This is a genomic window from Thermococcus sp. 101 C5 (genome assembly GCF_009372125.1).
Taxonomy (GTDB): Archaea; Methanobacteriota_B; Thermococci; order Thermococcales; family Thermococcaceae; genus Thermococcus_A; species Thermococcus_A bergensis.
On record NZ_WHIZ01000001.1, the window covers coordinates 22,591 to 42,449 of the forward strand.

Annotated in this window: 22 protein-coding genes and 1 pseudogene; 16 read left to right on the top strand and 7 right to left on the bottom strand. The window is 42.1% G+C overall.

Annotation, left to right across the window (positions count from 1 at the left end; translation table 11 throughout):
* Window positions 1–8 precede the first annotated feature (8 nt).
* Genes GBV73_RS00135 through rnhB form a run of 3 tightly spaced genes read left to right on the top strand, consistent with a single transcriptional unit; the run spans window position 9 to window position 2,289 of the window.
* On the top strand, window positions 9–791 hold the full coding sequence (locus tag GBV73_RS00135; RefSeq protein WP_152878657.1) for a metal ABC transporter ATP-binding protein: 783 nt from the start codon (window positions 9–11) through the stop codon (window positions 789–791).
* The gene (locus tag GBV73_RS00140) at window positions 788–1,609 is read left to right on the top strand and encodes a metal ABC transporter permease (protein WP_152878658.1); all 822 of its coding nucleotides are present in this window, start codon (window positions 788–790) and stop codon (window positions 1,607–1,609) included. The genes GBV73_RS00135 and GBV73_RS00140 overlap by 4 nt, the downstream gene beginning before the upstream one ends.
* A gap of 5 nt (window positions 1,610–1,614) precedes the next feature.
* Window positions 1,615–2,289 (top strand): ribonuclease HII, encoded by a 675-nt coding sequence (rnhB, locus tag GBV73_RS00145; RefSeq protein WP_042701645.1) that lies wholly within the window; start codon window positions 1,615–1,617, stop codon window positions 2,287–2,289.
* On the opposite strand, the gene GBV73_RS00150 is transcribed toward rnhB, so the two are convergent.
* Window positions 2,261–3,808: a dolichyl-phosphate-mannose--protein mannosyltransferase gene (locus tag GBV73_RS00150; RefSeq protein ID WP_152878659.1), complete on the bottom strand. Its 1,548-nt coding sequence runs from the start codon at window positions 3,806–3,808 to the stop codon at window positions 2,261–2,263. The two genes, rnhB and GBV73_RS00150, sit on opposite strands and share 29 nt — an antisense overlap.
* 98 nt (window positions 3,809–3,906) lie before the next feature.
* On the opposite strand from GBV73_RS00150, the gene GBV73_RS00155 reads away from it, so the two are divergent.
* Complete coding sequence (locus GBV73_RS00155) at window positions 3,907–5,043, top strand: methyltransferase domain-containing protein (RefSeq protein WP_152878680.1); 1,137 nt, start codon at window positions 3,907–3,909, stop codon at window positions 5,041–5,043.
* On the opposite strand, the gene GBV73_RS00160 is transcribed toward GBV73_RS00155, so the two are convergent.
* Window positions 5,040–5,243, bottom strand: a complete 204-nt coding sequence (locus tag GBV73_RS00160; RefSeq protein WP_042701648.1) for a PCNA-inhibitor — start codon at window positions 5,241–5,243, stop codon at window positions 5,040–5,042. The genes GBV73_RS00155 and GBV73_RS00160 overlap by 4 nt on opposite strands.
* A gap of 254 nt (window positions 5,244–5,497) precedes the next feature.
* Between GBV73_RS00160 and glmS the strand changes: the two genes are divergently transcribed.
* From glmS to GBV73_RS00185, 5 genes are all read left to right on the top strand, one after another.
* Window positions 5,498–7,303 (top strand): glutamine--fructose-6-phosphate transaminase (isomerizing), encoded by a 1,806-nt coding sequence (gene glmS, locus GBV73_RS00165; protein WP_152878660.1) that lies wholly within the window; start codon window positions 5,498–5,500, stop codon window positions 7,301–7,303.
* A 10-nt stretch (window positions 7,304–7,313) separates the two neighbouring features.
* Window positions 7,314–10,238: a glycosyltransferase family 39 protein gene (locus GBV73_RS00170; protein ID WP_152878661.1), complete on the top strand. Its 2,925-nt coding sequence runs from the start codon at window positions 7,314–7,316 to the stop codon at window positions 10,236–10,238.
* Window positions 10,239–10,347: 109 nt separating this feature from the next.
* Entirely contained in the window at window positions 10,348–10,719 is a 372-nt protein-coding gene (rpl7ae, locus tag GBV73_RS00175) for a 50S ribosomal protein L7Ae (protein ID WP_042697287.1), read from the top strand.
* Between the two features lie 69 nt (window positions 10,720–10,788).
* On the top strand, window positions 10,789–11,001 hold the full coding sequence (locus tag GBV73_RS00180; RefSeq protein WP_042697284.1) for a 30S ribosomal protein S28e: 213 nt from the start codon (window positions 10,789–10,791) through the stop codon (window positions 10,999–11,001).
* 5 nt (window positions 11,002–11,006) lie between these two features.
* Window positions 11,007–11,207: a 50S ribosomal protein L24e gene (locus tag GBV73_RS00185; protein WP_042697281.1), complete on the top strand. Its 201-nt coding sequence runs from the start codon at window positions 11,007–11,009 to the stop codon at window positions 11,205–11,207.
* 76 nt (window positions 11,208–11,283) lie between these two features.
* Here GBV73_RS00185 and dnaG read toward each other — a convergent pair whose 3' ends face one another.
* Together dnaG and GBV73_RS00195 are read right to left on the bottom strand one after the other, a co-directional pair.
* Window positions 11,284–12,696, bottom strand: coding sequence for a DNA primase DnaG (gene dnaG / locus GBV73_RS00190; protein WP_152878662.1), 1,413 nt, complete (start codon window positions 12,694–12,696; stop codon window positions 11,284–11,286).
* A 6-nt stretch (window positions 12,697–12,702) separates the two neighbouring features.
* Window positions 12,703–13,099 (bottom strand): annotated as a pseudogene (locus GBV73_RS00195) (toprim domain-containing protein); the annotation flags it as partial.
* 281 nt (window positions 13,100–13,380) lie between these two features.
* Here GBV73_RS00195 and trmBL2 point away from each other — a divergent pair.
* Window positions 13,381–14,175 (top strand): HTH-type transcriptional regulator TrmBL2, encoded by a 795-nt coding sequence (gene trmBL2, locus GBV73_RS00200; protein ID WP_152878664.1) that lies wholly within the window; start codon window positions 13,381–13,383, stop codon window positions 14,173–14,175.
* Window positions 14,176–14,182: 7 nt separating this feature from the next.
* On the opposite strand, the gene GBV73_RS00205 is transcribed toward trmBL2, so the two are convergent.
* Genes GBV73_RS00205 through GBV73_RS00215 form a run of 3 tightly spaced genes read right to left on the bottom strand, consistent with a single transcriptional unit; the run spans window position 14,183 to window position 15,439 of the window.
* The gene (locus tag GBV73_RS00205) at window positions 14,183–14,392 is read right to left on the bottom strand and encodes a winged helix-turn-helix transcriptional regulator (RefSeq protein WP_152878665.1); all 210 of its coding nucleotides are present in this window, start codon (window positions 14,390–14,392) and stop codon (window positions 14,183–14,185) included.
* The gene (locus tag GBV73_RS00210; protein WP_042697263.1) at window positions 14,389–14,709 is read right to left on the bottom strand and encodes an Sjogren's syndrome/scleroderma autoantigen 1 family protein; all 321 of its coding nucleotides are present in this window, start codon (window positions 14,707–14,709) and stop codon (window positions 14,389–14,391) included. The genes GBV73_RS00205 and GBV73_RS00210 overlap by 4 nt, the downstream gene beginning before the upstream one ends.
* Before the next feature lies 1 nt (window position 14,710).
* Entirely contained in the window at window positions 14,711–15,439 is a 729-nt protein-coding gene (locus GBV73_RS00215; RefSeq protein WP_042697261.1) for an arginase family protein, read from the bottom strand.
* 114 nt (window positions 15,440–15,553) lie between these two features.
* Here GBV73_RS00215 and hxlAB point away from each other — a divergent pair, with 114 nt between their 5' ends.
* The 6 genes from hxlAB to GBV73_RS00245 are packed head-to-tail and all read left to right on the top strand — an operon-like array spanning window position 15,554 to window position 19,796.
* A complete protein-coding gene (gene hxlAB, locus GBV73_RS00220; protein WP_042697259.1) occupies window positions 15,554–16,774 on the top strand; it encodes a bifunctional 3-hexulose-6-phosphate synthase/6-phospho-3-hexuloisomerase in 1,221 nt (406 codons plus the stop codon).
* Window positions 16,775–16,779: 5 nt separating this feature from the next.
* On the top strand, window positions 16,780–17,535 hold the full coding sequence (locus tag GBV73_RS00225) for a hypothetical protein (protein WP_152878666.1): 756 nt from the start codon (window positions 16,780–16,782) through the stop codon (window positions 17,533–17,535).
* Window position 17,536: 1 nt separating this feature from the next.
* On the top strand, window positions 17,537–18,181 hold the full coding sequence (locus GBV73_RS00230) for a TIGR02253 family HAD-type hydrolase (protein WP_152878667.1): 645 nt from the start codon (window positions 17,537–17,539) through the stop codon (window positions 18,179–18,181).
* Window positions 18,178–18,357, top strand: coding sequence for a hypothetical protein (locus GBV73_RS00235; RefSeq protein ID WP_042697252.1), 180 nt, complete (start codon window positions 18,178–18,180; stop codon window positions 18,355–18,357). The genes GBV73_RS00230 and GBV73_RS00235 overlap by 4 nt, the downstream gene beginning before the upstream one ends.
* Before the next feature lie 3 nt (window positions 18,358–18,360).
* Window positions 18,361–19,176 (top strand): DUF4392 domain-containing protein, encoded by an 816-nt coding sequence (locus GBV73_RS00240; RefSeq protein WP_042697249.1) that lies wholly within the window; start codon window positions 18,361–18,363, stop codon window positions 19,174–19,176.
* A gap of 5 nt (window positions 19,177–19,181) precedes the next feature.
* Complete coding sequence (locus GBV73_RS00245) at window positions 19,182–19,796, top strand: HD domain-containing protein (protein ID WP_152878668.1); 615 nt, start codon at window positions 19,182–19,184, stop codon at window positions 19,794–19,796.
* Window positions 19,797–19,859: the final 63 nt, after the last annotated feature.

The window sequence follows — 19,859 nt, forward strand, 5'->3', positions numbered from 1 at the left end:
GTGAGATATTGATAATAGCTGAAAATCTGACAATTTATTATGATGGCTACAGGGCGGTTGAAGATATAACCTTTAGGCTGAGTAGTGGAGAGACCCTTCTTCTGCTGGGTCCAAACGGTGCAGGAAAAACGAGTCTTCTTAGAACAATTGCGGGCCTTCATAAGTCATATACGGGCAAGCTTCTTGTTTTTGGGAAGCCTCCTGCTGAAGTAAAGGATTTAATTTCTTACGTTCCTCAGAGCCACTCTCTCAACGAACGTGTACCTCTAAAGGCCATTGAAGTTGTTGCAATGGGTGCCCTTTACAAAAGAGGCTTCATCCATTTTAATATCCCGAAATCCGTCTTAAAAGAAGCGGAAGAGGCTTTAGAATTTGTGGGATTAGGTGATATTAAAAACAAAAGGTTTGCGGAACTCAGCGGGGGGCAGAAGCAGAGGGTTTTATTAGCGAGGGCACTCGTTTCAAAGCCTAAACTTCTCCTTTTGGATGAGCCTTTATCGGCCCTTGACCCCAGTGCAAGAGTGGAAGTCGTTTCAGTACTTGCAAAGATAAAGCGAGAAATGGGAATCACGATGATAATAACAACTCACGACCCAAATCCATTAACTGAAATAGGGGACAAGGTAATGCTTGTCAATAAAAGACTTGTGGCCTTTGGAACGCCGGAAGAAGTTCTAAGGGATGAAATAATTACCAAGGTTTATGGGTCTTTAGCTAAAGCTGTTAAAGTGGGAGAAAGAATGTACTGCTTTATAGGGGATGTCCACATTCACGGGAGGGAGAGAAAATGATCCCCGAGTACCTGCTCAGGGCTCTTTTAGCAGGTATAATGGTGAGTGTTTTGCTGGGTATGTTAAGTCCTCTAATAAACATGAAAGGCTTGGCTTTCCTTACTCACGCCACTTTCCATACTCTGCTCTTTGGGGCAGTTTTGGGTATGATACTCGGGCTGATACTTGAAAATTTCTCCCTTATTCTGTGGATGGCGCTAATAGTTACGATTTTTGTTGTTGTCTTGATTGCTCTCCTTGAAGACAGGGGATTCAGCAGTGACACTGCAATAGGAGTAATAGCGAGTTTTATAGCTGGCTCGACAGTATTGGCATTTGGAGTTCTGTACAAGGTTATGGCAAGCAGGCCCTATTTTGCCCTCTCCCAGAGTGTGGTTTCATATTTAACCGGGGAGCTTTTTCTGATAACCCTCAACGACTTGATGTTTTTGGTCTTGGGGGGTGCCGTAATATTCTTTGTCATGCTCGCATTTTACCGTGATTTCCTGTACGTCAGCTTTGATGCTGAGGGAGTTGAGGCTTATTCTGGCAATGCGAGGCTCTACCTTACTCTGCTCTATGTCCTTGTAGGAGCCACTGGTGCGTTGATAGTCAGAACTGTCGGGCTGATAACCCTGCAAGTTGTGGCAGTTCTGCCTGGGACAATAGCCGTGATGCTCAGCAATGATTTGAGAAAGATTCTCGGGATAAGTTTGGGTTTAACCCTCTCAGTGCAAGTACTCTCTATAGTGCTGGCTTACTTAACAGACATCCCTCCAAGCGGAATAGCCACAATAGTGCTGGGACTTGTCTACGGACTCTTGGTTCTAAGGAGGTAAGGGAAATGAAGATGGGAGGAATAGACGAAGCCGGCAGAGGACCTGTTATAGGGCCTCTTGTAATTGCAGCAGTAGTTGTTGATGAATCTCGTATAGGGGAGCTTGAATCTCTGGGAGTTAAGGATTCAAAAAAGCTAACACCCAAAAAAAGAGAGGAGCTTTTTGAAAAGATCGTTAGCATAGTGGATGACTATTTTATTCTCAAACTATCTCCAGAAGAGATAGATAGTAGGGAAGGCACAATGAACGAACTTGAAATCGAAAGCTTTGCCAGAGTGTTAAACTCCCTTAAAGTTAAGCCGGATATCCTCTACATAGATGCTGCAGATGTCAAAGAGGAGCGCTTTGGCGATATCATAGGGGAAAAGCTTTCCTTCTCTCCGAAAATAGTTGCAGAGCATAAAGCCGATGCCAAGTACATTCCAGTTGCGGCTGCGTCAATACTGGCTAAGGTCACCCGCGATAGGGCTATAGAGGGGCTTAAGGAAATCTATGGGGAAATAGGTTCGGGCTATCCAAGCGACCCCGTTACAAGGAAATTCTTGGAGGAATACTACAAGAAACATGGAGAGTTCCCTCCAATAGTCAGAAAAAGCTGGAAAACTCTCAAAAAGATAGAGGAAAAACTGAAAACCAAAAAAGCTCAGCCCACTATTTTGGACTTCTTAAAAAAGCCTTAATCCTTTCGAAGATTTTCTTTATTCTTATTAAAATGCTCTTCACCCACTTCCAGTACATTTCCAGTGATCTCTCGAAATACTCCCACTTTATTATGTCGTATGCCATTACTCCGAGTGTTACCGCTCCCGCGGGAACTAATGGGGTGGCATAAAAGCTGAACTGGGTTTTTCCACCCAAAATCCACTGGAGAGCATAAAAAGCTATTGTGCTCCAGAATATTCCAAAAGGCACCAAAAGCTTTCTTCTTTTTGTCGCAGCATAGGGAATTGCGAATATAAACACCACCATAGAAAGCATCAAAATTGGGTCTGTTGCCGCGAAGATATCGGGGTTGTAGTGGAAGGGAAATGGTTTAAGGCTTATGAACCACTCCCAGAAAGGTGAGGTTGCGGGGTGGTCTCCTTTGTAGCTGAGATGCCATCCAAAGCTTCCGATGAACTCGGAAAGCCATGGGAAGAAGCCTATTGCCTTCATTATCGTAATCTGCGGGAGCAAAAATCCGAAGGCAGGTAAAATGAGTGTCGAGAGGAGTATCTCTTTAACTTTGATTTTGCCCCTTAGGGTTTTTATGAGCAGTATTGGGTATGGAAAAGCACCGTTTAGTTTTGCGGCTGCGGCGAGACCTATGGAAAGACCGCTTGAATTGTATTTCTCAGAAATCAGGAAGTACATGAAAACCGCCGTGAAGAATGCCACGTGTATATCAAGCATCGCAGCAAGGGACGTTGCATACAGGAGGGGATCAAAAGCTGAAAACACAAGCGCTATAAAAGCAGCGAGATAGCTCTTTGAGATTTTGTATGCAGCGAGAAATACGAGAACGTTTATTATCGCATGCTCTATAAGGCCTGGCAAACGCCAGAAGACAGGCTTGTCCTCTATCAGCATTCCAAGCATTATTATATCCTTCGCTAAAAATGGGTGCTCCGTGTTCAGATAGTTTTGGATGTTCTCTTTATCAGGATAGCGGAATCCCTTTACAATTTCAACGCCTTCCAGGCTTTTAACTTCTTCTACGAATTTTTCAAGGTTTTCGCGAGGGATTTCATAGTAAATGCCATCAAAATTGTGATAGGGCTTGTAGTAGGTGTAGTTGTACTTTTTGGCTATTATCTCGATTTTATACTTAATTTCGTCAAAATCGGAGGGCTGGGTCTGGTTTATGGGTATAAATTCAACTCTTATCCCCAGTTTTGAGAGAATTGCGGGAGTTTGGAGGTTTACGTTTCTTGTATAAGGTCGTGTAAATTCGAGCCCGAGAGCAGAAACTTTTACATAGCCCTTAATCATCTCTCCGCTTGCGATTATATTTACCCCTTCCGAATTCGCTGTCTCGTTCACATAATGGAGTTCAACTCCAAGCTTATGGAGGACGTTTCTTGCCGCGGGGACGTACCAAACTTCGTCTCCAATGTAGTCGTACAGCTCAGCACTTGAGGCTTTCTCATATGAGTACCAGAAGGTTCCGATTATTATCGCGGCCACTGCTACAAAATAAAGCTTTTTTCTAAGGTTCATGCTTTCCCCCACCAAATTTCACCTGCCATCTTTAAATTATTTCCCATAAACCTTTAAAAATTGAATGAAAATGGAACAAGGGTGAGAAAATGGAAGAAATGGAAGCGCTTATTGAGCAAACTGTTGATATGATAAAGCGAGGCCTAGATGAGAAGAAAATACGGGCGAGACTTCCGAAAGAGAAGGCTGATGAGATAATCGAGATAGCGAGGGCGAGGATAAAAGCGAAGGATAAGTTCTCAAGGACTGACCTATGGATGGACTTAGAAGGCCTTAGGTATGCCACTCACGAGATTGTGGCTGAATATAGGGCAAAGAGAGTTAAACCAAAAAGCATAGCTGATGTGAGCTGTGGAGTTGGAATCCAGCTGATATTCTTCGCGAAGTATGCCGAAAAAGCCTATGCTATAGACATCGATGAGAAAAAGCTTTTCTATGCAATGAAAAATGCCGAGAAATATGGCGTTAAAGATAAGATAACCTTCATCCACGGGGACAGCTTAAGTAAAGAAGTTGTCGAGCAGGTAGATACGGATATGATATTCTCTGACCCTGCGAGACCACCCGAGATGCCTGAAAGGAGGCTTGAGGATCTTCTTCCGAGCCCTCTTGAAGTTTATGAGGCCTACAAGCACAAGACCGATGCTTTTATCTTCGACCTTCCCCCCCAGATAAGGAGAGAAAAAGTCCCGTGGAGAGGCGAATTTGAGTACATTGATTTATACGGGGCACTCAACAGACTGACTTTCTACTTTGAGCCATTGGCTAAGGCAGAGCGCTCTGCGGTTATGCTCCCCAAGGGGGCTAGAATCGAAAGCAACCCCAACCTTGAAAACATTGTCGAGTGGAGCAAAGAAGTAAAAGAGTATTTGTACGAAATCCCACAGAGCATTGACTATGCTGACTTGATAAATGAACTTTTCCATGCGGTAAAAGGCAACTTACAGATGCTCATTCGGGAAAAACGCAGAGCAGTTGCGACGAGCGATGAAGAAATTGAGAGTGATTACTTCAAGAGACGCTACATCGTAAGAAAGGTTCTCGACTTCCATCCGGTAAGGATAAACGACTTTCTAAAGAAGGACGGGTATGGTAGGGTTACATTAAAAATCTCGATTCCCGATAAAGATTACTGGCGATTCAGGAGAAGAGTTGAGCAAGGTCTGAAAGGAGAAAAGAGGGCTTACCTATTTAAATTCAAAGACAAAGCAATAATAGCCGAGCCCCTCGATTAATCTTTCTGAATTTCGACTATTTTTGCTCTTTGTATCCTTTTTGAGCCAATTCGGAGGGCCTTAAAATAGTTTATGTGTTCATCGGGTAGAAACAAGTCCAGCTTGGTTGATTTGAGCCTCTTTTTCTTGTGTCTTGTGTTTTCATTTCCACTTCCCAGCTTAATTGAACCGTTTATGAATTCATCAAGTTTTTTCTCCATTGACCCACCCAAGATACTAAGGTTGCTTGGGATATATAGGTTTTTTGGAAGTCTCTCTTGTGCTGTTTTGAGTCTTCTGGTATTGGGTTATCAGTGCATAGCTCAAAAATCAAAAGAAATCGTTTTGAACTATATTTTAAGGGAAACGTCAAAATGAAGTAGGAACACAATGATTGCAGTAACAGTTTTATGGAAATCTTTTTTAATTTGTTTAGACCATTACGATTTACAGTACAAAGAGCGGAGGCAGCGCAATGTGCGGTATAATAGGCTACATCGGAGAGAGAGAAGCTGCTGAAATCTTGGTAGAGGGGCTTAAAAGATTGGAGTACCGAGGATACGACTCAGCTGGGATTGTAACAGAACATGGAGAGCTTTTTATAAAAAAGGGTGCCGGGAGAATAGATGAACTTAAAGAAAAACTCAAACTCTACGAAATGCCCGGCCACAGGGGAATTGGTCACACAAGATGGGCAACACACGGAATTCCCAATGACATTAATGCTCATCCTCATACGGATTGCACTGGAAAAATAGCGGTTGTTCACAACGGGATAATTGAAAACTATCTTGAGCTTAGAAGTGAGCTTGAGAAAAAAGGCCACAAGTTCAAGAGTGACACTGATACAGAAGTGATAGCTCACCTAATTGAGGAGGCCCTAAAGGATTCATCTACATTCGAAGATGCCCTCCGCAAGGCGTTGTTGAAGCTTAGGGGCTCATTTGCCCTCGGAATAATGTATGCAGAAGATAAGGAACACCTCTACTTCGTTAGAAATGAAAGTCCTCTCGTCCTTGGAATTGGAAACGGGGAGATGTTTGCAGCATCTGATATTCCAGCGTTTTTACCTTACACAAATAAAGTTGTGTTTCTGGATGATGGGGAGTATGCAGTGGTTAGCAAAGATGCATTTACAGTGAAAGACCTTAAGACAGGAAAAGAAAAGAAAAAGGAAATTCACGAGATTAACTGGACTCTTGAGATGGCTGAAAAGCAGGGCTATCCCCACTTCATGCTTAAGGAAATCCACGAACAGCCAAAGGCTGTAAAGGAAGCAATTTACGGCAACTTGGAGACAATAGAGCAGATAGCTAGAGAAATCGCCAAATATGAGAAAATATTTGTTGTGGCTATGGGGACTTCTTATCATGCAGGAATTGTTGCGAAGTATCTCTTCCAGAGGCTGGCAAACAAACCCATCTTTGTGGAGGATGCGAGTGAGTTCAGGTATGAGTTCGAGAACATAGTTGACGAGGATTCCCTTGTAATCGCCATTACTCAAAGTGGAGAAACTGCCGACACTCTGGCGGCAATAAAACTGGCTAAAGAGAAGGGTGCGAAAGTTCTAAGCATCGTTAACGTCGTTGGTAGCATGGCCACCCGGCTGAGCGACCTTGTAATCTACACCCATGCAGGTCCGGAAATAGGGGTGGCAGCAACAAAGACGTACACAACACAGCTTACCGTTTTGACTATGCTTGCAATAGCCCTAGCCAAGATACTCAACACAGTTGATGAGGATTATCTTAAGAAGCTAGAAGCCGAACTTTTGGAACTCCCAAGGTACATTGAGGCTGTGCTTGGATATGAGAACAAGATAAAATCACTTGCTGAGGAGTTGGTAGATAGGAGAGATTTCTTCTACATAGGAAGGGGGATAAGCGTTGCAACAGCTCTTGAGGGTGCTCTAAAGCTTAAGGAAATCAGCTACATCCATGCGGAGGGTCTTTCTGCTGGAGAGCTGAAGCACGGCCCTCTAGCTCTGATTGAAGAAGGTGTTCCAGTTGTTGCAATTGCGCCCAGCGGAAAGACGTTTGACAAAATGGTTTCCAACATACAGGAAGTGAACGCAAGAAAGGGATTTGTAATTGCTCTTGGGGATAACGAGGAGCTGGAAAAAGTCAGCAACGTCTTTTTGAAGATGCCCAAGATAGATGAGCTTTTAAGTCCAATTGTGTATACAGTACCGCTTCAACTGCTCGCCTATTATTTGGCTGTGTTAAGGGGTAACGATCCCGACAAGCCAAGAAATCTGGCAAAATCTGTAACTGTAGAGTGAGGTGGTGGAAATGGTTGGAACAAAAGTTGGGGAAAAAACTAAGAGTGAAAAACCATCCTCTTTAGACTTTTCAAAAATCAGGCTTTACCTTTTTCCAATATTGGTAGTGATTATTGCTTTTATTGGCTACAAGATTAGAGCGGCAACTGGGCAAACGAAGTACTTTATCGATCCAGATACGTTCTATCATTTTGAAATATACAAGCTCGCGATAAAGGAGTGGATTCCCAAATACTACCCCTTGGCTGATGCTCCCTTCGGTTCCCTTATTGGAGAGCCTCTGGGACTTTACATCATTCCTGCGGTGCTTTACAAGATCTTATCTGCTTTCGGACTTGAAGCAATTAGAGTTTTCAAAATGTGGCCTCCGCTTGTTGGGTTTTTCAGTATAATAGGCATCTACCTCCTTGGACGAAAGCTTCACTCTGAATGGGCAGGGCTCTGGGCAGCATTAGCCATGATGTTCTCCATAGCCCACTGGACGAGAACCTTCTCGGGAAACGCCAGGGGAGATGGGCCGTTTTTGATGTTCTTCATCTACGCAGTTCTGTTCATGTTCTACTACCTTGAAACCAAAGAGATCAAGAGAAAATCACTTTTTGGCGCTCTATTTGTGCTCTTTGGAGTTTTGATGCTCTCAGTATGGAACGGCTCCCCATTTGGTCTTATGGTTCTCTTGGGCTTTGCAAGCCTGTACGTGATTGTATCATTTATTTTTGGAAAAGTTGAAGACGTCAAGAAGTTTGCCATGGAATTTTACCCAGTTTATGTTGCAGTATTGCTCATTGGCTACGCATTAACTCCAAGTGGAATCGTGAAAGTTGGAGGGCACATAAGGTTCGCCTTTGAAGTTTTCCTTGGACTGGCTCTGCTTACGGGAATAATGCTCTATGGAGGCAAATACCTGAACTACTCCGACAAGAAACACAGATTTGGGGTTGTTGCAGTTGTAGTGCTATTGGGCTTTACTGGGGCTTATCTTTACGTTGGTCCAAAGCTATTTTCCCTTATGAGCGGAGCTTACCAATCAACCCAAGTTTACGAAACCGTTCAGGAGCTTGCAAAGACAGAGTGGGAGGATGTGCAGAGATATTACTCAGTAAAGGGAACAGATGGACTATTATTTTTACTCTCGCTTATAGGGATTGCGATAGTTGCTTTTAGACTTTTGAGGTCTCTAACTCAGAACAACGTTGATGCTAAGGCCTTGTTCCTCATTGTGTTCTATGGACTTTCGCTATACCTCATGTGGACAGCGGTGAGGTTTTTATTCCTTGCCTCGGGGGCAGTTTTGCTAACCTTTGGAATTCTCGTGGGAGAGCTCTTTAGAATAGTGGAGAATATGCAGGAAAAGGTTTCAACAAAAGCTCTCTATGCTTTCTTGTTGGTCCTCCTCTTTATTCCGATTCCAATAGTGGGAGCAAACACAACTTACAACTCGGCAAAGGTTAGCGGTGAAGCTGTAAGCCCGAGCTGGGAAGAAACCCTTAAGTGGCTTAGAGAGAACACAAACGAATACGATACGGCAACTTCTTGGTGGGACTACGGTTATTGGATTGAAAGCTCTCTCCTTGGAAACAGGAGGGCAAGTGCGGATGGAGGTCATGCGAGGGACAGGGACTATATAATTGCCCGCTTTTTGGCAAACGATGGCAGCAAAAGTGAAGTTGACTTCGAGAGCTGGCAGCTTAACTATTTTATTGCTTGGAGTGCCGACTGGATAAAATTCAATGCTATAAGCTATCTTGGAGGGGCAATAACAAGAACTGAAAGAGACAGATCCGGAATGATATTATTATTGACCAATGCAAGTGAAAGTGTATACATTAATCCTGATACTGGTATTCAATTACAGATAACTAAACAAAACGGCCAGATAAAGGCGATAATAATAGCTGGCAATCAACAGGGAGAACCGATACAAACGATAGATGTTCAAAATGGGGTAGTAATACCCGGAAGGGGTGACTTTCCCTATGTGGTTTACATAGGAATCAACTATCCGTTATATATGTACTCCTATTCCTTTAGACAGGTGTTGCCTGTTAGAGGCATTATGGTATACTACAAAGTTGCTACCAGCAATTTCCTAAAACTTTCTTTTAGAGTACCGATTTCTTTGGAGGATAATTTTGCCCAAGAACTGTATTCAAACTTTAGAATTGCAAAATCGCCCTCTGTAGTGGTTAGCCCATATACTGATACTTTGACCATTTATGAATTCGTTCCATTTGGAGTGTATAGAATTGAAGTTTACAAGAATGAGACATGGACACCAGTGTCAAAGCTTATTCCTGGGGAATACAAGGCTAAGCTCTACATATCTGCATTTGGAAGAGACGTTAAAGATGCTATCATAAAGTTTAGGGCTTATGATGGAGATAAACTCGTGAGCGAGCAGGTTATAGCGCAGAACGTTAACATAGACCACCTAAACGAAGCACCAATAGAAGTTGAGCTTAATGTTCCAAACGCTACAAGATACCAGCTTGTCCTTGTGCAGAAAGGCCCCGTTGGGGCTCTTATAGATGCTCCAAAACTAAATGGCAAGGTGGTTAGTCCAATAAGAGTATTAAGCGATGGTCAAAGCGGAGAACTTGAGTTAAGAGCTGGGTTCAGAAAAGACTACTCCAACTTAGAGCTTTACCTTAGGGCTACAGTTATATATCTGGTCAGAACAGAGGGAGAAAGCAGAGACGACCCAAAAGCTGCGTTTGAGCCTCACATGGATATAATCCATTATGAAAAAATTGCCAGTGGCTTAAGCACATCCAACAGAGAACTTTATTTCAAAGGTCAGGCAAGTTTTCCAGAAGTTATCCAGCCTTATATAGAGAAGCTCAAGAATGAATATGGAAATAAGGTGGAAATAAGGGGAATAAGAGTCGAACCGGTGTTTATAACAGACAAAGAATACATAATATACGAGGGGTGATTTTTGCTACTTTTCTCATTTTTGCTATTTTGGAAGGAAAGATTTAAAAAGCAAGCGTCCTTCCCTAACTTGATGACTCGATGAACGATGAATTGTGGAGGGATGTGAAATGGCAAAGCCAAGTTACGTAAAGTTTGAGGTTCCAAAGGAACTCGCCGAGAAAGCTCTTGAAGCAGTTGAGATTGCAAGAGACACCGGAAAAATTAGAAAGGGTACAAACGAGACAACAAAAGCTGTTGAGAGGGGCCAGGCAAAGCTCGTTGTAATCGCAGAGGACGTCGACCCAGAGGAAATCGTTGCTCACTTGCCACCCCTCTGTGAGGAGAAAGAAATCCCATACATTTATGTTCCAAGCAAAAAAGAACTTGGTGCTGCTGCTGGTATTGAAGTTCCAGCTGCAAGCGTTGCTATAATCGAGCCTGGTAAGGCTCGCGAACTCGTTGAGGAAATCGCCATGAAAGTAAGGGAGCTCGCCAAGTGAGCTCCCTTTCCTCACTTTCATTAGGATGTGCGAGCTTTCATTATTATAATTGAACTAGAGGTGTGAGACATGGCAGATGATGGATACCCTGCAGAGGTCATCGAAATTGTAGGAAGAACCGGAGTTACCGGTGAGGTCACTCAAGTAAAGGTTCGCGTTCTTGAAGGAATGGACAAGGGTAGAGTAATTAGAAGAAACGTTAAGGGGCCAGTTAGAATTGGCGACATAGTTATCCTCAGAGAGACAGAAAGAGAAGCAAGAGAGATCAAAGCAAGAAGGTGATGTGAATGGCAAGGTGGAATGTCTGCTCATACTGCGGAAAGGAATTCGAGCCAGGAACGGGAAAGATGTACGTCAGAAACGATGGAAGAGTTTATTTCTTCTGCTCAAGGAAATGCGAAAAGTACTTCTTTATGGGTAGAAACCCAAGAAAGCTCAAATGGACAAAGGCTTTTGAAGAAGCAAAGCTCCAGAGAGCTAAGAAGTGACTTTTTTATTTTTTTAATACCAATCAGAAGTTTTTTGATTGAAAGTTTTCAAATATTAAAAAGAGAAAAGAAGTTTTCATTCTGCGAAGGTTATTATTTTGAGATCAACAGGTCTTCTAACCACATTGCTCTTTCTTGCGCCTATTAGGTACTTGATTCCCTTCTCGCTCACTATGTCTATCAGTCTCTGGGTTATGATTCCATTGAATATTATCGCGTATACGTTTTCTTTGTCGTTTATGGAGGTAAGCAGGTCTCTCACTGGTATCTCTGCGATTATGTTCTTATTTTCATCTAAGAGAATGGCTGTGGAGTCCTTTTTCACTTTTTCGATCAAATCTTTGAATTCATCAAGTTCTGGAGCTTTGGGGGGTTGTATTGGCTTTACGAACTTTTCTTCTCTTGTTGGGGGCTTTACTTCGACTTTTGGTCCGCTTGTGGCTTCTTTTTGGGACTCAGCGACTTTCTCTCTCTTGGGCTCTTCTATCTTTGGTTCTATGGGCTGTGGGTGGCTGGCCTTTTGTTGTTCTCTCTCCTTAACAATCTCGTAGAAGCTCTTCCCTTTAGCAAAGAGCTCATTTATAACCTGCTCAGCTGGAACTTTGCTTCTTAGGGCTTTAATTATCTCTTTCTTTGTAAGCTCTTCTACCTCTTTTCCTTCTGGAGCTCTGGCAACGTAGTCAATGTCGGCAACTTGGAGGAGTTCCTTAAGTATGAGTTCTCCACCTCTGTCTCCATCGGTAAATGCGGTTACTATTCTCTCTTTGCTGAGTTTGATTATTGTCTCTGGAACTGAAGTTCCTTCCACGGCTATGGCGTTCTTAATTCCATGTTTTAGAAGGTTAAGCACATCTGCTCTTCCCTCGACCACAATAATTGAATCCGAGAACGGCACGTGTGGGCCAGCTGGGAGCTTCTCTGGACCGTATTCAATGAGCTCTTTAGCCCTCACTTCTTTCTTAACTTCCTCGGTAATCTCCTGTGTTTCTGGGATCTCTTCTTCCATAAGAGTCTCAAGTATCTCTTTGGCTCTCTCTATGATGTATTTTCTCTTTGTTGCCCTGACATCCTCGATTCTTATTACCCTAATCCTGGCCTCAGAAGGTCCTATACGGTCTATTGTTTCTAGAGCAGCTGCCAGTATTGCTGTTTCTACTCTATCCAGGCTGGAGGGTATTGTTATTGTTCCATAACTTTTTCCAGCTCTTGTGTGAACATCAACCTTAATCCTTCCAATTCTTCCAGTTTTTTGAAGTTCTCTTAAATCCAAATCATCTCCAAGCAAACCTTCAGTCTGTCCAAAAATAGCACCCACAACATCAGGCCTTTCAACAATTCCGTTTGCTTCAAACTCTGCGTGGATTACATATTTTGTTGTTCCAAAATCATCCTTTGCAGCCATGTTATCACCTTCTTCTGCTTCTTTCTTTTTTAACATTCTTTGCTTTTCAATCAAAATTTGCTGGATTGTAGTATTTCTTCTCTTCAATCCATACCCCTCCTTGTGGGGGTCAGAAACGGAGATCCTTAACCCGGATGTAGAGAGAGTAAAGGTCCTCAATGCCCTTGATGTCTTTTTTTGCTATTTTCTTGAGCTCTCTTCGTGTTTCTGTGTCTACTCTGCACTTATACCCTTCTAAATATCGGGTTAGTTTTTTTGCAAGTTCTTCACCCTTTCTGTCGAAATCTGTTAATATCATGACATCATGATAGTGAGAGGCTATTAGAGCAATCTCCGCCAGTGGTAAGCGGGAAAGCCTAATTATCTCCGTTTCGACCCCCAATTTTCGTAAGGCCACCTCGTCTCGCATCCCCTCTACGAGGATAACACCTTCAAACTCTCGCAATTTGTCTATAATTTGTTCGAATCTTTTATAATTTTCGGCGTACATATTGCCGTCATGATGATGAGAGCTCGATAGTATTATAAAGTTTTGGGAAGTGAAAATTCAACAAAGTGTTCACTTTGTTTAAATTCACTGCTCTGTAACAGGGTTATGTGTAAATGTATGTTACATGTTTTGTTGTGTATTTTTAACCATTTTAATAGTAACAGAACTGCATATTTATGCAGTCAAAATAAAATTACAATTAGAAAAAGGACAACTAAGCTCGATAAGAAAAAATTTATATAGGTCTTTGGCTATTTTACAAATAGAAGAGGTGATTAAAAATGGTGAAAGAAAGAATGGTAGAACTTTTACAGGAGCACTTTGAACTGAACTTGTACGAGGCTAGGGCGTATGTTGCACTAGTTGGCTTCGGGGTTCTTACACCCGCAGAGCTTGCAAGTGTTTCCGAAGTACCAGCTCCAAGAACTTACGATGTCTTAAGAAGTTTAGAAAAGAAAGGATTTGCATTGAGTCAACCAGGAAAAGCCAACAAATACAGGCCAGTGCACCCCAAAAACGTTCTTGAGAAGTTCATTGAGGACTGGCAGGTTAGAGTAAAAGAGGAACTTGAAGCCAAGAAGAAGGCTAAGGAGGAACTCTTAGAACTCATGACTCCGTTAATAGAAACAGAGGTTCCCAAATATGGAGTGGAGAGAGTTTGGGTAGTTAGGGGTATTAGAAACTCAACTCTCAAGACTCAGGAGATGCTTGAAGAGGTTGAAAAGGAAATACTGCTGGCAGATAACGGCTACATCGCGGCGAACCTCGATGAGGAGCTAACAAAAGCCGTTGATAGGGGAGTTAATGCAAAAATAATAGTATCCAAACAAGTTCTCCCAAGAATTGAGACATCAAAGATAATGGACTACTACAAAGAAGGAAAGCTTGAGCTTAAAGTACTTGACAAAATAGAGCTCCCCATGCTAATTTGTGACGAAGAGGTGTTCTTTGCTTTAGAGGACTTGGCAGCGAGATACTTTAACTACGAGACCCAGGTCTGGATAAAGGACTTTAGAGTAGTTGAGCTCTTTAAAGGAAAGTTCAATGAATACTGGGAAAAAGCGGAGAAAGTTTAAAGGGAACTTAAAGGTACTTAAACTCTTCCTCTTCCCTGCTTTTTTCTTTCAATTTCCAAAAGATTTTTCCATCTCTTTCAACGCTCTCAATCTTGCCTTGATCCAGAAGTCTGAGCAAAAATCTTCTTGTCTCGGCTAAGCTCAAGCCACTTTCTTTTGCAATTTCTTCTGTTGTCATTTCTTTTGTGAGTATATTCAAAATCTTCAGGTGCTTCATTCTACTCCCTCCATTTTCTTATACTTCTCCAGCAGTTCTACTATCATCTTCATAACTTCCAAATATCTTTTTAACTCCTCAATGTCGTCAGGAAGCTGGTTTGCCAATAACCTTAATTTTTCTAGAAGGCTTTCTTCAACACTTTTTAGCTCAACCTTTTCCTCTCTTTTTCTGTGTTCACAAATTGGGCAAAAAACCTTTCCATTTAGTTCAAAAAGTGGGGAGCCGCATTTCGGACAGTGTTTATCGAGCATCTTTGCGCCGGACAGAAGGAGAGGGGTGATTATCTCTCTAATTTCTCTGTCGCTTAGTACCATTTTACTCACCTATAAGTGCCCTGTAAACTTCAATCAAAGCTTTCTTTCCAAGTTTTGATCTTTTTATTTTGTCTGAAATTTCCGCTATATCACATGCTACTATCTTGAAGTTTTTCTTAATTTCGCTTATAAGTTCTAACAGCTCTTCCAAGGTGAGCTCTCCATGCTGAAATCTGGCAATCTTATATTCGGGCTTTAGAACGTCCATGTCAACTGTCAGGTAGACTTCTTTTCCAAGGTATCTTCGCATTTCTGCAATTATTTCGTCTATTGGGGAAGTTTTTAGGCTTTTGTATGCTTTCCATTTTCCTCTTACTTTTCTGGTTCTTGGGAGTGCAGGGAAGATTTTAACTCTTCTTACCCATAAACTTGTACCTTCGGTGGTGGGTACCATCAATACTGGTCCAACTACCGCAGCTCTGTTCACTGCTTTCTCCTCCAGAGCATAGGCGAGCCATGAACCGTGATCAAGGTAATCGTGCATGAGGTCAGTATGAGCATCGATACTTATTATAGACTGTGGTTTTACCCTTTTGATTATTCCATACGTTGCTAAATGCTCTCCAATGATATAGCACTTATCTAAAGGTACTCTGTCTGCAAGGAGTTCTACATTATTCGATTCGACAATCATAAAATCCTCGATTAGTTTGTTCTTTTTTAACAATTCTATGGTGTACATAACTCCTTCTTTATTGGGCTTCTCCCCGAAAGGGATAAATGTAACCATTTTATCCCCCCAAAGCTATTTCGAGCTATCCCTTTTAAATTTATATGTGGAAGAGTTAAAGTTAAAAGCGCCAGTTTTGATGTTAACTTGAGGATTATTAGGAGGTACGTTAAGATGATCCTGCAGGTAGCGCTTGATCTGACTGATATAGAGCAAGCAATGTCTATAGCAGAGAAAGCCGCTCGCGGTGGAGCCCATTGGCTTGAAGTGGGGACTCCCCTAATAAAAAAGGAAGGCATGAGAGCTGTAGAACTAATGAAAAGAAGATTCCCCGATAGAAAAATTGTAGCAGATTTAAAAACAATGGATACTGGGGCCCTTGAAGTTGAGATGGCAGCGAGACACGGTGCTGATGTTGTCTCAATACTTGGAGTTGCAGATGACAAGACGATAAAAGACGCTGTGGCAGTTGCAAGAAGGTATGGAATAAAGGTAATGGTTGATCTAATAGGAGTTAAGGATAAGGTAAAAAGGGCTAAAGAACTTGAGCAAATGGGTGTTCATTACATTTTAGTTCACACGGGAATAGACGAGCAGGCCCAAGGAAAGAACCCATTAGAAGATTTAGAGAAAGTTGTAAAAGCAGTAAAAGTCCCAGTCGCTGTTGCAGGTGGCTTAAACTTAGAAACGATTCCCAAAGTTATTGAAGCAGGGGCAACTATTATCATTGTTGGAGGCGCAATAACAAAGGCGAAAGATCCCGAAGAAGTCACAAGAAAAATAATTGACCTATTCTGGGGTGAATACATGGCTACCATAAGAAAAGCGATCAAAGATATAACCGAACATATAAACATGGTTGCGGATTCTCTAAAGCTTGAGCAGGTCAGAGGAATGGTAGATGCCATGATAGGGGCAAATAAAATCTTCATTTACGGTGCCGGAAGAAGCGGCCTTGTTGGCAAGGCTTTCGCAATGCGCTTGATGCACCTTGACTTTAACGTCTATGTTGTTGGTGAAACGATTACCCCAGCCTTTGAAGAAGGAGACCTCTTAATTGCAATCAGTGGTAGTGGTGAAACAAGAACGATAGTAGATGCGGCTGAAATTGCGAAGAAGCAGAGCGGAAAAATTGTTGCGATAACGTCATATAAAGACTCCACTCTTGGAAAGCTTGCCGATGTTGTGGTAGAGATTCCGGGAAGGACAAAATCAGACATTCCAACCGATTATATTGCAAGGCAAATGCTCACCCAATACAAGTGGATTGCTCCAATGGGTACGCTGTTTGAAGACTCAACTATGCTGTTCTTGGACGGTATCATAGCACTTCTAATGGCAACGTTCCAGAAGACCGAACAAGAGATGAAGAAAAAACACGCAACCTTAGAGTGATCCATATGGTTTCTTTTTCCCATATTTTCGTTGGAATTGGGAATAATGGGGGCAAAGTTGTTCAAAATATTGATATAAAAAGAACCCCAAAGATCGTGATAAATCCAACATATTATCTGCTTGGAAGGTCTTCTTTCCGTCAAAACCTTAAGGAGGTGTTCTGGAACATTCCGGATGATGCAATTTTATGGTTTATCCTTGAAAATAAGCCAGTAAATGTTGAAATAATGCAAATTATTCTGGAATATGTGCCGCGAAAGCCCCTTAAACTGGCTTACCTCCTTACCCCCCAAAGGGAGCTTATTAACGAAGAAAAGCCTCAATGGGCGGAGAACTTTGACACCGTATTTTATGACTCCTTGTGGGAATTTCTTGACGAATACACCTCTTCGTCCCTTGAGTCTGCATTCCAAATGGCAGCAAAAAATATTGGCCTGATGTTCACGAGACTCTACTATTACCTAGAAAACCAAATGCTGGTAAATGTTGATTACGCTGACTTCTTTAGCATGGTAAAGGGAAACAACGTGGGCATATTACGTCTTTTAAGGAAGGTTGATTTTGACTGGCACTGGGGAATATGGGACAGGGGCTTGGTAAACATTTTAGTGGGTGAGAAAGTCCCGCTGAATTATGCTCACAAAATACTCAGCATGTTTCAAAGCCTCTTAAAAGAGAAAGACATAATATGGGGGGTAAAGATGGAAGAGGGCTTAAAGGATCAGGTTGAAATCCTCTCCCTTTTGGTTAAGGGGTGGTAGGATGGAAGCGGTGTTCTTTGACATAGATGAGACCCTTTTAAGTGAAAAACCGCTTATAATGCTCTTTCTCCCCCAGGTCTATGATATGCTTTCAAAGAAGTTGGGGATTTCGAGAGGAGATGCCAGATTAAAATTCCTTAGAGAGATTTCTGAGAAAAAGGATACTTACGAATGGCACGACTGGAACTTCTTTTTTGAAATCTTTGGGCTGGACTTTAGATACGAGGAGCTCTTGAGGCAGTATCCTCACAAGATTCACGTTTTCCCTGATGTGAAGCCAACTTTGGAGTGGCTGAGAGAAGAGGGGTATAAGCTCGGCGTGATAACAAGCGGTCCAGAGTACCAGAAGTTAAAGCTAAGAATAACAAAGCTTGATAAGTACTTTGATGTAATCGTGATTAGGGAAGACGTAAAAACCGTAAAACCCGACCCTAAAATATTTTTATATGCCTGCGAAAAATTAAATGTGGAGCCTGAGGAATCCATAATGATTGGGGATAATTTGCACCAAGATGTCTATGGAGCAAAAAACGTTGGAATGCTTGCAGTATGGATTAATAGGGAAGGCGTTGAGGATTACAACTTCGCGGATTTTGAAATCAGAAGCCTCCACCAACTGAGAACAATCTTGGGGGGTCTAAGATGAGGGAGATATTCAATAAGGAAGGGGTCTTTGTAAAATACGAGGAGAAAGTTATAGAGCTTGAGAATGGGGATAAGTTAACCCACAGGAGAGAATCTCCAACAGAACTGTGGTGGCTCCTTAAAGAGGCAATAAAGGGCAAAAAAGTCAAAATTATAGCATATGAAATCGAGGAATGAAAAATGATAGGGCATCTAATAAACACCGACATCTATGGAAGGAACGTCTTAAGGCTTTATATTGAATATCGCAGAGATAACTTTGATTTTTTGAGAGAAGCTACTTCCTTATTTTTAAAAAATCTCGACAGAGTTTTGATTGTTTCATGTTTTCCAATTCCGCCGATGCAGATAGCCGAAACCGATGGTCCACCTGGGGCTTTAGCCATCTACAGAGCTGTTGAAAAGCTGGGAGGAAAAGCCGAGATACTGACGTGCAAAAAGATTCAAGATGCTCTTAAGGAATTTAAAGTAAATTTTGCTCAGAACCCCTCTATTGAGGACTATTCTCTCTTAATAAGTGTTGAAACACCGGGAAGGGCCAAAGATGGGAAGTACTACTCAATGAGCGCTCTGGAAATAGAGGTGCCTCCTTTTGATGAGCTGTTCTTAAAAGCTAGAGAGCTCGGCATTCCCACAATTGGTATCGGGGATGGAGGAAACGAAATAGGGATGGGAAACATAAGGGAGTTAGTCTGCAAGTACATAAAGTTTGGAGAGAAAATAGGGAGTGTCATCGAAGTTGATTCTTTAGTTCTCTCTGCGGTGTCTAACTGGGGGGCTTATGGGTTAATTGCCCAGGCGTCTCTTGAGCTGGGGAAAAACATGCTAGCCGGCTGGGAGAATGAGGAAGAAAAGATTTTGAAGGCTTTGGTATCTTCAGGAGTTATAGATGGGGTTATCAAAAAACCCGAGCTCAGTGTTGATGGTGTACCTATTGAAGTACATAAAAGATTTTTAAGGTTGCTTAGTTCCATTGTTGAGAATAAAATCAGGTGAAGAGAATGAGGGTTGAAGAGTACATAAAAGATAAAAAAAGCATAGAGCTAATCAAAAAGGTCGAAGAATTTGCCAGAGACTTCTTTGAGCGGGAGGGGACTCATGGGTTTTCTCACGTTAAAAGGGTCTTCAATCTATGCTTACATATTGGTAAGGTAGAGGGAGCGGATTTGGACGTTTTGGCTTTAGCTGCTCTGCTTCATGATATTGCCAGGCCTCTGGAGGATAAAGGACTTGTTGAAGACCACGCTAAGGAAAGCGCAAAAATTGCTCGCAGGTTCCTGACTTCCCTTAACTATCAGAAAGTTGAGGACGTTGTTCACGCAATTGAGGCCCATCGGTTCTCAAGGCCGCCAGAACCTCAAACGCTTGAAGCAAAAATCCTCAGTGATGCTGATAAGCTTGATGCAATAGGGGCTATAGGAGTTGCGAGGGTCTTTATGTATTCAGGGGAACATGGACGGGATATTGAGGCTTCCATAAAGCACTTTGAAGAGAAAATACTAAAGCTTAAGGATTTAATGTACACAAAAACTGCAAAAAGACTAGCAGAGGAAAGGCATAGGTTTGTTGAGGAGTTTATTGAAAGGCTCCTTAAGGAGATTGAAGGAGAACTTTAGATTGTCGGTATTTGCGCTAAATTTTCTCAATATTTCAATATTTTTGAATGGGATAAGGTTTTT